Below are 14,080 nucleotides of genomic sequence, written 5' to 3'. Positions count from 1 at the left end.
GTTTTTTGATGGTTGTTGATGGGATTCAAGATATTTCTTTTATCATTCAATCAATCTTAGAAAAATCATAAATGTTTCATAATGAGACATCCCACCCAAAAGATCCTCTCGTAAATCTAAAGACGCCATCCGTAAACTAGTAAAGGCCTTGTATCCAATTTTAACTATCTTGGTTCTGGCAAAAATCTTAGTTTAATCAATTCCCGTTTGGCATGTCCCCTTTTTGTAAATTTCTTTTCGTATCCCTACTTGTTTTAGCTGCTTCCTGTAAGAAAAAATCTGATGAAACCGCAACGGACAACCTCTTTAAGTTCAAGGATTATATCAGTTACCATACCCACGGCAACCAAAGTATTTCAACACCCATTACCGTTGCCCTTGCACAGCAACTGGACCAATTTGAACTTACCCAGGAACTCCCCAATGAATATTTCAAGATTTCTCCCAAGGTCGATGGAAAACTGATCATAGAAAATGGACGGGAACTTACCTTCCAACCTTCGGAATACCTAAAACCCGATACCGAGTACACCGTCACCGTGGCCCTCAACAAACTTTATGAGGGTATCGAGGGGGATTTTAAAAAATACACCTTCAGCTTTAAGACCATTGCCCCAAACTTTAAGATCAATCTGGGTACCTTGCAATCCTACAGCAAGGATTGGCAATATTTGACCGGGACTTTGGATGCTTCCGACATCCTCGAAGCCTCAAAAGCCATTCGAGTACTTTCCGTACAACAAAATGGCAACAACGTACCGGTTACATGGGATGAAACCACGGAAAATGCCCAATATTTCAGTTTCCGAATCGATAGTATTTCCCGAAAAGCAGAGGACAGTGAGTTGCTCATCAATTGGAACGGAAAGGCTTTGGGCGTGGACAACCAAGGCTCCGAGACCTATCCCATTCCAGGGTTGAACAAATTTGTGATCGTGGATGCCAAGACCACTTCGGCACCCAATGCGGTACTGACCCTTAACTTTTCCGAACCCCTTAAACCAAACCAAAATTTAAAGGGTCTGGTCACCATTGAAAATGCGGAGAGCCTCCGTTATGAAATTGATGGAAACTTGCTCAAAGTATATCCATCCAACCGCATCTTGGGCGAGGTTCGGGTCAATGCCTTTGAGGGTATTAAAAGTGAATATGGCTTTACCTTAAAAAACACATTTTCGGAACTGGTTTCCTTTGAGCAATTAAAACCTGCCGTCCGACTCATTTCCAAAGGAACCATCCTGCCCAATGCGGCATCCACGCCCATTTATTTTGAAACCGTGAACCTTTCCGCCGTTGAAGTACGGGTGATCCAGGTGTTTGAGAACAATATGCTGCAATACCTCCAAAACAATGACCTCACCCAAGATTACGACCCCGATTTTAGACCTGTGGGGCGAAGGGTGGCCTACAAGGTCATTCCCTTGGCAGAAAACGGAACTGAAAACTCAAGCTACTGGAAGGCCCATGCATTGGACCTATCCGAGTTGATAAAAATTCACCCTGGTTCCCTGTACCGGGTAGAGTTCAGTTTTAAAAAAGAGCACACCACCTATGATTGTGGCAATACGGACAACCCAGAAGAAACCCAAGAGTACACTTCCCAAAGCTCCAGTGATGAATCTTTGGAGGAACGGTACTGGGACAATGAAATATACTATTGGAGAAATTACAACTACAACTGGGAAGAGCGTGACAATCCATGTCATGAAGCCTATTACAACTACGATCGTATTGCATCCACCAACTTATTGGGCAGTGATCTTGGGCTTATCGTAAAAAAGGGAAACAATCGCTCTCATCATTTTGCAGTGACCAATCTACTGACCACCAAGCCGGAGGCCGACACTCCCATAAAACTGTACAATTTCCAACAGCAATTGGTGGGTGAAGTGATCACAGATGCTTCTGGCTTTGCCGTTTTTGACAGTGATAAGTCCATCGCTTTTGCCGTGGCCCAAAAGAACAACAACTTTGCCTATGCCAAACTAGCGGATGGCAATGCCCTTTCCTTGAGCAAATTTGATGTTTCCGGGGAAGAACTTCAAAAGGGGCTCCAAGGTTTCATTTATACCGAAAGAGGGGTGCACCGCCCGGGCGATGTCATCCACCTTACCTTTGTATTGGACGACAAGGGCAATCCCTTGCCCAAAGATCATCCGGTAACCTTGGAGGTCAGCGATGCCCGTGGCAAATTGGTGCAGCGCAATGTGCTCACAGGGGAAGCCGCTCCCATATCGGACGGGCTGTACGCCAAAAAAGAGGAAAAATTCCACTATTTCCCCATTCCCACCCAACCCAATTCCCCAACCGGGACCTGGAATGCCAAAATCATTGTAGGCGGGGCCCAGTTCAATAAGAGTTTAAAGGTGGCCACCGTAAAACCCAACAGGCTCAAGGTGGATTTTGCCTTTGATGATGACGTCCTTAAAGCCAACACCAACAATACGGGAAAAGCAACAGTGCAATGGTTGCACGGAGCGCCTGCCCGAAATCTTAAGATCGATATCAATGCCTCCTTGCAGCAAAGCAGCAGCGCATTCCCCAACTTCAAGGGGTACGTTTTCCAAGATCCCGTGCGGAGCTTCAACCAAACCGAGCTACAATGGATCACCTCAAAACTGGATGCCAACGGGGTACTGGACATCAACGAAAAAATCAGCATCAATGGCAATGCCCCCGGCATGCTGCAGGCCACTTTTACCACTAAGGTGTTTGAAGGCGGTGGGGACTTCTCCATCGATGTCTTCTCCAAAAAACTGGCCCCATTTTCACATTTTATAGGGCTTCGCTCCCCAGAGGCCAAACGATATGGCTCCTTCCTCACCGATGAGAACACCTCCTTTGATGTGGTTTCGGTCAATGATCAGGGAAAACCATCAGGCAACCGAAAATTAAAGGTTCAAGTATTCAAAATTGAATGGCGTTGGTGGTGGAACCGGGGCTATGACAATCTCTCACGATATGAAAATGCCACGGTACACCGTCCCTTCAAGGAAATGGAACTAACTACGGGTGCCGATGGAAAAGCCAACTTCAACATCAATGTTCCCGATGAGGAGGGTGGGCGTTTCCTGATTCGGGTAATCGATGAAGCCTCCGGCCATGCTACGGGCCGAACTGCCTATTTCTACCGGAATTGGTGGAAAAGGCCCACTTCCGGGGATACCGAAAGTTCCAAAATTCTGGTTTTCTCTGCCGATAAAGAAAAATACCAATTGGGTGAGGAAGCTGTGGTCACCTTCCCATCGGATAGAGGTGGACGCGCTTTGATCAGTATTGAAAACGGAACCGAGGTTCTTTCCCAACAATGGATCGAGACCTCGGCCCAAGAAACCAAGGCCACGATTCCCATCACGGCCGAAATGGCACCCAATGCCTATATCAATATCTCGTTGTTGCAACCCCATGGACAGGTAAAGAATGATCTGCCCATCCGTCTGTATGGCGTGGTGCCCCTTTTGGTTGAAAACCCGGCCACCTTTTTGGAACCTCAGCTTTCCATGCCCGAGGTGCTGCAACCTGAAAAATCCTATACGGTGACCGTTTCCGAAGCCAATAAAAAACCTATGACCTATTCCTTGGCCGTGGTGGACGAAGGTCTATTGGACCTGACCCGTTTCAAGACCCCAGATATCCACAGTTCATTTTACGCAAGGCAGGCCTTGGGCGTAAAGACCTTTGATGTTTTTGATGATGTCATGGGGGCTTATTCCATCAGTGTGGATAATATTTACGCCATTGGTGGGGGTGGTATCGGAGCCGGGGCCAAAAATCGCAAGGCACAACGCTTTAAACCTGTAGTCACCTATTTGGGTCCCTTCACCCTAAAAGCTGGCGAAAAAGCATCCCATACCATTGACATGCCCAACTACGTGGGTGCCGTCCGAACCATGGTGGTGGCCGGAAATCGTAACAGCGCTTATGGGAATACCGAAAAAACCACGCCGGTTCGCAAGCCCTTGATGGTATTGACTTCCATTCCCAGAAAATTGTCCCCCGGCGAAAAAGTGACCATCCCAGTAACAGTATTTGCCATGGAACCCAAAGTGAAAAACGTAACGGTTTCCATTGATGCGGGCAAGGCCTTGGAACCCATTGGGGATACTGCCAAAAACATTTCGTTCAGCTCGGTTGGGGAACAGATTGTGAATTTTGATTTTAAAGTCAATCCCGCGATCTCCTACCAAACCATAAAGGTCAAAGCTTCGGGCGCTGGGGAAAATGCCAGTAGTGAAACCGAGATTGATGTGGAAAACCCCAACCCCATCACCACAAAAAGTGAACTGTACACCATCGACGCCAATGGTTCGCAGACCCTATCCTTTGACACCTTCGGCACTTCGGGAACCAATGAGGCTTTTGTGGAGTTCTCTACCCTTCCCCCCATGGATTTCTCAAAACGGATGGATTATCTGCTGCGCTACCCCCATGGCTGTGTAGAACAGACCACATCCGCAGCGTTCCCGCAGTTGTTCTTGGCCGATGTCTTGGACATCACCTTTGAGCGAAAAAAAGACATCGAGAAAAATGTAAAGGCGGCCATACGCAGGTTGGGTGATTTTCAAACCCCATCTGGCGGACTCAGCTATTGGGCCGGTTATGGCAATGCTGATGATTGGGGCACTTCGTATGCCGGTCATTTTATGTTGGAAGCCAAACAACAAGGCTATCAACTGCCATTGACCTTCTTGAGTAATTGGCTTCGATACCAAAAGAACACGGCCCGCCAATGGAGCAATCAGGCTACGGGATACAACACCGATGTTGCGCAGGCCTATCGACTATACACCTTGGCCTTGGCACAACAACCGGAATTGGCGGCCATGAACCGACTCCGCGAATCCAAAAACCTGAGCAATGAGGCCAAATGGCGTTTGGCAGCGGCTTACGCCTTGGCTGGAAAGAAAGAAGTGGCACAAGAGATTGCGCAAAAGGCCAACATCGACTTCACTCCCAACAATTACAATTACAGAACCTATGGTTCCGTGTTCCGAAACCGGGCCATGGCATTGGAAACCTTGGTCATTTTGGGGGATGCCCAGCAACGGGAGTTAGCAATTTCTTTGGCCAAAAATCTATCCTCCCAACGTTGGTACAGCACCCAAGAAACGGCTTATGCCTTACTCTCCATGTCTAAAATGGTGTTAAAGAACGGCGGTAAGTCCATTGATTTGACTTTTACCCAAAACGGGAAAGAAACGGCCGTGAAAACCGATAGAGCCATTGCACAAAGAGGTCTTGCCATTACTTCTTTCAACAATGCGTTGCAGATAAACAACAAACAGGGCAATACCATTTATGCCACCCTCACGCAAACTGGGAAGCTTCCTGTTGGTGAAGAATTGGCGCAACAGCAAAACCTGAATCTATCTGTGGGCTATTTGGATGCCATTGGAAACGCCATCAATGTGAACGAGCTTAGACAAGGAAGCGAGTTTCAAGCAAAAATCACGGTCTACAACAGTTCCAATGATTATGTGGACAATGTGGCCCTGACCCATATTGTACCCAGCGGATGGGAAATCGTGGACACTTCCTATGCAGGTGGTGACAATGGCAATGCTTCCAAAGCGGATTATGTGGATACGAGGGACGATCGTACTCACCTATATTTTGATCTTGGTCCGAAAAAATCGAAAAGCTTCACTATAAAACTGAATGCTTCGTTCTTGGGCGATTATTATCTACCCGGAGCACAAGTAGAGGCCATGTACGACAACAACTACCAAGCTCGAAACAAAGGGCAATGGATTAAAGTGGTTCAGTGATGTGGCGTGGATAAAGAACATATCGCCCCTGCGAAAAACTCTTACCAAGCATAAAATCAAGATAAGTGTCCTTGGCGCTGTCTTGATTTTATGGCTGTTCTGTCTGCCCAAAAAATTGTTCGAAGACCCCACCTCAACCGTCGTCAACAGTTCCGATGGGATTCTGATGGGGGCAAGGATCGCTGATGACGGACAATGGCGGTTTCCCCGGTTGGATTCGGTTCCCAAGCGTTTTGAGCAATGCATCCTGCTATTTGAGGATGAATATTTTTACCAACATCCGGGTTTCAATCCCATCTCCATCGTCAAGGCGATTGGACACAACCTTACCAAAAAAACCCGCAGGGGAGGAAGCACGATTACCCAACAAGTGATTCGCCTAAGTCGGAAAAACAGGGGTCGCACCTATTGGGAAAAGTGCATTGAGATTTTTATGGCCACCCGATTGGAACTAGGATATTCCAAAGAGCAGATTTTAAATTTATATGCTTCGCATACCCCCTATGGTGGAAACGTGGTGGGGTTGGAAACGGCTGCATGGCGTTACTTTGGCCTTCCCGCCCACGAATTGAGTTGGGGTCAATCCGCAACACTGGCGGTCTTGCCCAATGCACCCTCCTTGATCTTTCCAGGAAGAAATGAGCAGGTACTTTTGGACAAACGTAACCGATTGCTGCAAAAGCTACGGGATAAGGGTATGATTGACAAAACCACCTACGAATTGGCCCTGGAAGAGCCCTTGCCCCAAAAACCCATGCCACTCCCCGATGTGGCGCCCCATCTTACGGAACGCATTAGAAATGAACACCACGGACAGCGCATCACAACCTCCATTGACCGACCGCTACAAAACCGACTCAACCTTTTGGCCGAAAGACACTATCAGCAACTAAAGAGCAACGAAATCCATAATCTGGCCATTTTGGTACTGGATGTGGAAACCCGCAAAGTGTTGGGCTATGTGGGGAATTCCCCTTCGGGGAAAGACCATGCCAATTATGTGGACATCATCACCAAGAACAGAAGTACGGGAAGCACCCTAAAACCCTTTCTTTTCGCTTCTTTGCTGGATGAAGGTCTGGTGTTGCCCCATAGTTTGGTCGAGGATGTACCCACGGTCATTAATGGATACCATCCTCAGAATTTTGACAAAAAACATGTGGGCGCGGTACCCGCCAGCAGGGCACTTTCCCGCTCCTTGAATGTCCCCGCGGTACGATTGCTCAGGGAATATGGGTTGCAAAAATTCTACAACAAGCTCAAGAAAATGAATTTGGAATCACTGGACCGGCCTTCTTCCTATTACGGATTGTCCTTGATTCTCGGAGGAGCCGAAAGTTCTTTATGGGAGGTGACCCAAACCTATGCTGCCTTGGCTTCCACATTGAATTATTTTATGGACCACTCGAGCACCTACCGCCCGACCGAATTTGTGGAACCTTCTTATGTCCTGGAGGATAAAATTGATTTTGGGGAACAACAATTTGACCCACCCATTTTTGGGGCGGGGGCCATTTATGGCACCTTTCAATCCATGATGGAGGTGAACCGCCCGGAAGGAAGTGAGAATTGGCAATTTTTTGATTCCTCCCAGCCCATCGCTTGGAAAACAGGCACCAGTTTCGGGTTTAAGGATGCTTGGGCTGTGGGCACCACCCCCAAATACACCATTGGGGTCTGGGTAGGCAATGCCGATGGCGAAGGCAGACCCGGCTTAACGGGAATCACCGCAGCAGCCCCCATTCTTTTTGATGTGTTGGACGCCCTGCCCCACAGCAATTGGTTCCAAGAACCTTTTGATGACCTGACCGAATTGGGGGTGTGTACCCAAAGTGGTTACCGTGCTTCGGTCTACTGCAATGAGACCCAAAAAGAGTATGTGCCCACCCACGGCACCCGAAGTGGTCCCTGCCCTTATCATCAGCAGGTATTTCTGGATGCCTCGGAACAATTTCGGGTGCATTCCGACTGCTATCCTTTAGAAAACATGGTGGCAAAAAACTGGTTTATGCTTCCCCCCGTACTGGAGTACTATTATACCACATCGCACCCCAATTACGCACCGCTTCCTCCGTATCTGGACGGATGCTCTTCCATGGAAAGTCAAGGTATGGACTTTCTTTATCCGAAACGGAATGAGACCATTCTGCTCCCCAAGGACCTAGGAAACAAGACTTCGGATATTGTTTTAAAGTTGGCACATCAGCAGTCCAATGCCATTGTGTATTGGTATTTGGATGAAACCTACTTGGGAAAGACCGAAAACTTTCACGAACTTCTTTTGGGCATTCAACCTGGGGAATACATCTTGACCGTGGTAGATAGTGAAGGAAACCGTATGCAACAACAGATGGAGGTTCGACGGGCTTCTGAAAATTAATGGTCTAATTCAACTCTTTCAAAAGCACCTTTATAAGTCGTATATTTTTCGACGGCTTTTAGATAATTCATTGCTCCATTCATCGTCATATCATTTACAAAACCATCTAGATCAGGATGATTATCCCTTATCCAATTGACCAAAGAATCTCTTTTTTGGCTCCAAACTTCCCAATTGACATCAATGTAATCCAAATCCTCCATTTTTGAGACTTTCCCTGAATCAAAAGATACCTTTACTTTATAGACCAAAGGGTTGTTCTCCAAATACTCATTGCGAATGTTCTCTTGGGCAACAGTTACAATAATATCATTGTTCTGTTCTTCTAATTCAACTATTTCATAAGATGATTTAAATATTGAATCCCATTTAAAAAATTCATAAAAACTTTCATGGGTATAAGAGGTAACATAGTCTCCAGAGGTAATCGTTATGCTATCATTTGTTAGCGTTTTTATTTCATTGTAATTGGCCGAATCAAAAGCATAGTAGTATCTAGTGACGGTCTCTTGACGAGTCAATTTCTCGTTGTTGCATCCAACCAATAAAACCAAAAGAATTAGTATAAGGAGCTTATTTTTCATTGCCTATTTATTTGGCCTTTTGCAATCAAATTGATGCTACTTCTTCCGCATAAAAATGGTGATGGGCACTCCGGTAAAATCAAAATGCTCCCTGAGCTTGTTCTCCAAAAATCGCTTGTACGGGTCTCGTACATATTGTGGCAGGTTACAGAAAAAAGCAAACTGCGGATAGGGCGTAGGCAATTGGGTGCAGAATTTGATCTTCACGTATTTGCCCTTGTAGGCCGGTGGAGGTGTATGCTCAATGATAGGGAGCATAATATCGTTCAATTTTCGGGTCACGATTTTCTTTGAACGGTTTTTGAAAACATCCACAGCTGTTTCAATGGCTTTGTAAATCCGCTGCTTGGTCATTACCGAAATAAAGAGAATGGGCACATCCTCAAAGGGTGAGATGGCCTGCTTAATCTTAGCGGTATATTCTTTCACGGAATTGGTCTCCTTTTCCACCAAATCCCATTTATTCACCAGTATCACAATTCCTTTGTTGTTCCGTTGGGCCAACCAGAAAATGTTTTCCACCTGTCCATCGAAACCACGGGTGGCATCCAACATGAGAATACAAACATCACAATGTTCAATGGCCCGTACGGAGCGCATTACGGAGTAAAACTCCAAATCTTCCTTGACCTTGGATTTTCTTCGGATTCCGGCGGTATCCACCAAATTGAACTCAAACCCGAACTGGTTGTATTTGGTGTCAATGCTGTCCCGGGTAGTTCCGGCAATATCGGTAACAATGTAGCGGTCTTCGCCTATCAAGGCATTTATAAAAGAAGATTTTCCTGCATTGGGTCGCCCCACTACGGCAAAACGAGGCAATTCACTCTCTTCTTCCTTCACATCGGGCAATACTTCCACCAAGGCATCCAACAACTCCCCTGTTCCACTTCCGTTGATGCTGGAAAGGGTGTAATACTCGCCCAATCCCAAGGCGTAAAACTCAACAGCATCTGCCATTCGTTGTGCATTATCCACCTTGTTCACTGCTAAAAAGACTGGCTTATCGACCTTACGGAGCAATTTGGCCACATCCTCATCCATGCCGGTAATGCCGGATTCCACATCGACCATGAAAATTATTGCATCGGCCTCGCCTATGGCGAGTTCCACCTGCCGGTCGATTTCCTTTTCAAAAACATCATCGCTCCCCAACACATATCCTCCGGTATCGATCAAGGAAAATTCCCGACCGTTCCAGTCGCTCTTCCCGTAATGACGGTCGCGGGTAACCCCGCTCACGGCATCCACTATGGCCTCACGGCGTTGTATCAATCGGTTGAAAAATGTGGATTTCCCTACATTGGGTCGCCCTACGATGGCTACTATAGCTCCCATCAGCATTAAATTTTGGCAAAAGTACCATTTATTATGAAGAAAAAATGATACCTTCTTTTATCTATTTCAATATGTTATGAGTGATTTCACCAATGAGATTGTCCTTAGGCCCCGATTTCAGTTGGCCTTGAAAACCGATTTGGACCATATAAAGCAGGTTTTTGATTCGGTTGGGGACGGACAATTTGTGGTAAAACGTCTGGATGAGCACATCTATATCCGGTTCCAGCCCTCGGAAATCACCTTTTGGTCCCCGCAACTCCATCTGGAACTCATTTCCTTCGAGGAAGGCGAGAGTCAAATCCATGGGGTCTTTGGACCCAACCCCACACTTTGGACATTTTTTATGTTCCTGCATTTTGGAGTGGGCACCCTTTTTGTAATCTTGGGTGTATTTGCCTATTCCAACCATTCGTTGGGAAAGGATGTGACCCTTTGGCTCGTGGGCATGTTCTTTTTGGTACTGATCTGGTTTGGGCTATATGCGTTTGGTCGTATGGGAAAATCCAAGGGAAAACCCCAAATGGAACAACTCAAGGATTTTTTCAGGAAAATGGTCTCAGGTTTCCCCCGAGAATCGGTCTAGTTATTGTACCCAAAGCGTTTGAGTTGTTGACTGTTGCTACGCCAATTTTTATTGACCTTCACATAAAGCTCGATATGTACTTGCTTTGCAAAGAATTTTTCCAAGTCTTTACGGGCTTCCACACCCACTCTTTTTAAGGCACTTCCCCTGTGTCCGATAATGATTCCCTTTTGGGTATCACGCTCCACCATGATCACGGAACGGATACGGATGATATCCTCGTCTTCCAAAAACTCCTCGGTCTCCACCTCAACCGAATAGGGAATCTCCTTTTTATAGTGCAGTAATATTTTTTCCCTGATGGTCTCATTGACAAAAAAACGTTCCGGTTTATCAGTCAATTGGTCTTTGGGATAATAAGGAGGTGCTTCGGGCAACAATTCCAAAATACGCTCAAAAACTTCCTTTACATTGAAGTTCTCCAAGGCCGATATGGGGTGGATCTCCGCATTGGGAAGCACGGTCTGCCAATGCTGCATCTGCTCCTCCAAAACAGCTTGGTCCGACGTATCTATCTTGTTGAGCAACAGCAACACCGGAATCTTACTGTTTTGAATTTTTTTGAAAAAGGCCTCATCCTTGAGTGCCTTTTCACCAATTTCCACCATATAGAGCAAAACATCGGCATCTTCAAAGGCCGATTTCACAAAGTCCATCATGGACGATTGGAGTTCATAGGCGGGTTTGATGATTCCCGGGGTATCGGAAAGGATCACCTGAAAATCGTCCCCGTTGACAATACCCAAAATCCGATGACGGGTCGTCTGGGCCTTGGAGGTAATAATGGAAAGTTTCTCCCCCACAAAAGCGTTCATTAGGGTAGACTTCCCTACGTTGGGGTTTCCAATGATATTTACAAAACCTGATCTATGCGCCACCTTGCTTCAATTTTTTAAAATAGTTTTTGGTCGACTCATTTACCTTGGGTGATAAATACAGTACGGCAATCATGTTGGGAATCACCATAAGGGCATAGGATAAATCTATGAGATTTTTAACTAAATCCAACGATGCAATCGTGGCAAAAACCACCATCACTATAAAAAATACATTGTACCACTTCCCTATTTTGGGATTGGTAAGGAATGAAAGGCATTTTACCCCGTAATAGGAATAGGTAAACAGTGTGGAAAGGGCAAATGCCGTTACTATCACCATCAACAAAATGTCCCCAACCCCATAAAGCGTTGTTTCAAAAGCGGTCATGGTCATGGTAATTCCGCTGCCATCCTCTAGGTAGGCCCCGCTCAAGATAATGACCACGGCGGTAAAGGTACAGACCATGATGGTATCTATAAATGGCCCCAACATGGCCACCAATCCTTCCTTGGTGGGCTCATCGTTACGGGATTGGCCATGGTACATGGGTGCACTACCCAGACCGGCTTCATTGGAAAACATGGCGCGACGCACCCCCACTATCACAAGGCCCCAAAATCCACCCGTGACTATGGTGTCAAAATTCCAAGCCTCCACAAAAATCATTTTAAGGGCGGGCAATACCTCGCCAGCATTATTGGCCATCACAAAAATCACAGCCAAGAGATATACCCCTACCATAAAGGGTACTATAGCCGATGCCACCTTGGCGATCTTGGAAAGTCCGCCAAAAATCACAATCGAGGTAACAATGGCCAAAACGAACCCTATGCCCAGTTTCCAATTAAATTCGCTGGTCAATAATAGTGTTTCATGGGGCTTCACCACCCCCATAAAGGCCTCGGTAAACTGGTTGGCGGTAAACACGCCCAGAAATCCAAACAATCCGCAAATACTAAAAAAAATGGCCATGGGCTTTGCCCATTTTCCCATTCCCTTAGTGATGTAGAACATAGGGCCTCCCTGCAATTTTCCATCAGCATCGGTATCCCGGAACATAATGGCCAAACTACCGGAATAGAATTTTATGCCCATGCCCAAAAGGGCGGTCATCCAAATCCAAAAAACAACCCCTGGGCCCCCATCATGGATGGCAATGGCCACACCGGATATATTCCCCAAGCCCACAGTGGCTGCCACCGCAGCGGATAATGCCTGAAATGAACTCACATCCCCTTTGGCATTCTTATCATCATACTTTCCCGAAACTACGGCAATAGCGTGCCCGAAATAGCGATAGGGCGTAAATTTGGAGTAAAAAATCAGGAAAATCCCTCCTCCTATCAGTAATAGAAGCATGGGCCATTCAGTGTATGGTAATATAGAGGACAGAAAATCATTGATTACTTTCATAGGGTCAAAAACTCCGAATTTAGGGATTTTCAGCAGTATAGCCCCAAATGATTTAGGAATATTGGGTTTTGTTTGGAAATAACCGAAAAACGGTTGTATATTTGCCGTCCACATCGCGGGGTAGAGCAGTAGGTAGCTCGTCGGGCTCATAACCCGAAGGTCGCTGGTTCGAGTCCAGTCCCCGCTACTAGAAACTTAAACGGATTGCTAATGCAATCCGTTTTTTTATGCCCTATCTTTCCGTATCCCAAAATGTTTTCCCCTTAATACTCCTGTCATTCAGACAAGGGCGAAGTCAAAAATCAATTCTAGAATCAATATCTATTGGGTTTTGTTCCATCCCCATAAAACAACCCAGAACCTTCCAAAAAATATTAATGCGTAAAAAATACGCTAATTAGTGCGTAAAATTTACACTAACTATTATATTTGTTTTCACCAACCAAGGAACATGTCAAATCAAAACATCAATATTCCAGAAGTTTCAGTGGATTGTGTCATTTTCGGTTTTCATGCAACAGACCTTAAAGTATTGTTGCTAAAAGTCGATGATTCAGAGTATTGGAGCCTTCCCATGGGTTCGGTCTCCCGTAAAGAATCGCTCGGCATGGCCGCATCCCGGGTACTTGAAGAGACAACGGGCATTGGAAATGTTTTTTTACAACAGTTTCAAACGTTCGGAGCTGTTGACCGTTACAAATACTACTCAAAAGAACAGACCAAAGCGGTTTTGGAATCTTCCAAAAAGGAAGTGACCGAGAGTCTGTCTTATCAAAGCACCATTTCAATAGGCTATTATGCATTGGTCGATTTTGAAAAAATCGCCCCCCCTTTCAAAGAATATCAATGGTGTGCCATTTCTGAAATTCCAAACCTTTTGTTTGACCACAACGATTTTGTGGATATGGCCCTTGTGGCCTTAAGAAAAGATTTGCGCTATTTACCCATCGCCAAGCTTTTACCCGAAAAGTTTACGCTGCGCGAGATGCAAAAACTCTATGAGACCATCCTTGATCGGGAATTTGACAGACGAAATTTTCACAAACTATTGATGCGCTATGAATTTCTCATCAAGCTTCCAGAGAAAAGAAAAGGAGGGGCCAACAAGCCCCCCAACCTATATAAAATAGATGTTGATAAATATGAAACCGCGTTGCAGGATGGTATCTCATACTAAACCCACCAATTGAAC

At 45.8% G+C, this 14,080-nt stretch carries 8 protein-coding genes and 1 tRNA gene; 5 read left to right on the top strand and 4 right to left on the bottom strand.

The genetic code is table 11. From position 1 onward, the window contains the following. Positions 1-212: 212 nt before the first annotated feature. Both ACPD8L_RS13545 and pbpC read left to right on the top strand, forming a co-directional pair. Positions 213-5,768 carry an alpha-2-macroglobulin family protein gene (locus ACPD8L_RS13545; protein ID WP_423943802.1) on the top strand — a complete coding sequence of 1,852 codons (5,556 nt, stop codon included), beginning with the start codon at positions 213-215 and terminating at the stop codon, positions 5,766-5,768. Position 5,769: 1 nt separating this feature from the next. Further along, the gene (gene pbpC, locus ACPD8L_RS13540; protein ID WP_423943800.1) at positions 5,770-8,148 is read left to right on the top strand and encodes a penicillin-binding protein 1C; all 2,379 of its coding nucleotides are present in this window, start codon (positions 5,770-5,772) and stop codon (positions 8,146-8,148) included. Here the strand turns inward: pbpC and ACPD8L_RS13535 are convergent. Together ACPD8L_RS13535 and der are read right to left on the bottom strand one after the other, a co-directional pair. Beyond that, the gene (locus ACPD8L_RS13535) at positions 8,145-8,732 is read right to left on the bottom strand and encodes a hypothetical protein (protein ID WP_421810102.1); all 588 of its coding nucleotides are present in this window, start codon (positions 8,730-8,732) and stop codon (positions 8,145-8,147) included. The two genes, pbpC and ACPD8L_RS13535, sit on opposite strands and share 4 nt — an antisense overlap. A gap of 36 nt (positions 8,733-8,768) precedes the next feature. Then, positions 8,769-10,070 carry a ribosome biogenesis GTPase Der gene (gene der, locus ACPD8L_RS13530; RefSeq protein WP_423943799.1) on the bottom strand — a complete coding sequence of 434 codons (1,302 nt, stop codon included), beginning with the start codon at positions 10,068-10,070 and terminating at the stop codon, positions 8,769-8,771. Between the two features lie 76 nt (positions 10,071-10,146). Here der and ACPD8L_RS13525 point away from each other — a divergent pair, with 76 nt between their 5' ends. Next, positions 10,147-10,656, top strand: coding sequence for a GTP-binding protein (locus ACPD8L_RS13525; protein ID WP_116216178.1), 510 nt, complete (start codon positions 10,147-10,149; stop codon positions 10,654-10,656). On the opposite strand, the gene era is transcribed toward ACPD8L_RS13525, so the two are convergent. Both era and ACPD8L_RS13515 read right to left on the bottom strand, forming a co-directional pair. After that, positions 10,653-11,534: a GTPase Era gene (gene era / locus ACPD8L_RS13520; protein WP_423943797.1), complete on the bottom strand. Its 882-nt coding sequence runs from the start codon at positions 11,532-11,534 to the stop codon at positions 10,653-10,655. The genes ACPD8L_RS13525 and era overlap by 4 nt on opposite strands. Then, positions 11,524-12,888, bottom strand: coding sequence for an alanine/glycine:cation symporter family protein (locus ACPD8L_RS13515; protein WP_423943796.1), 1,365 nt, complete (start codon positions 12,886-12,888; stop codon positions 11,524-11,526). The genes era and ACPD8L_RS13515 overlap by 11 nt, the downstream gene beginning before the upstream one ends. A 114-nt stretch (positions 12,889-13,002) precedes the next feature. Between ACPD8L_RS13515 and ACPD8L_RS13510 the strand changes: the two genes are divergently transcribed. After that, positions 13,003-13,075, top strand: a tRNA-Met gene (locus ACPD8L_RS13510). A gap of 264 nt (positions 13,076-13,339) precedes the next feature. Continuing rightward, entirely contained in the window at positions 13,340-14,065 is a 726-nt protein-coding gene (locus ACPD8L_RS13505) for an NUDIX hydrolase (RefSeq protein ID WP_116216181.1), read from the top strand. Positions 14,066-14,080 lie beyond the last annotated feature (15 nt).

It is taken from the genome of Flagellimonas algicida, from assembly GCF_049629585.1.
Classification (GTDB): domain Bacteria; phylum Bacteroidota; class Bacteroidia; order Flavobacteriales; family Flavobacteriaceae; genus Flagellimonas.
This window is presented reverse-complemented; position numbering and strand designations above follow the sequence as displayed.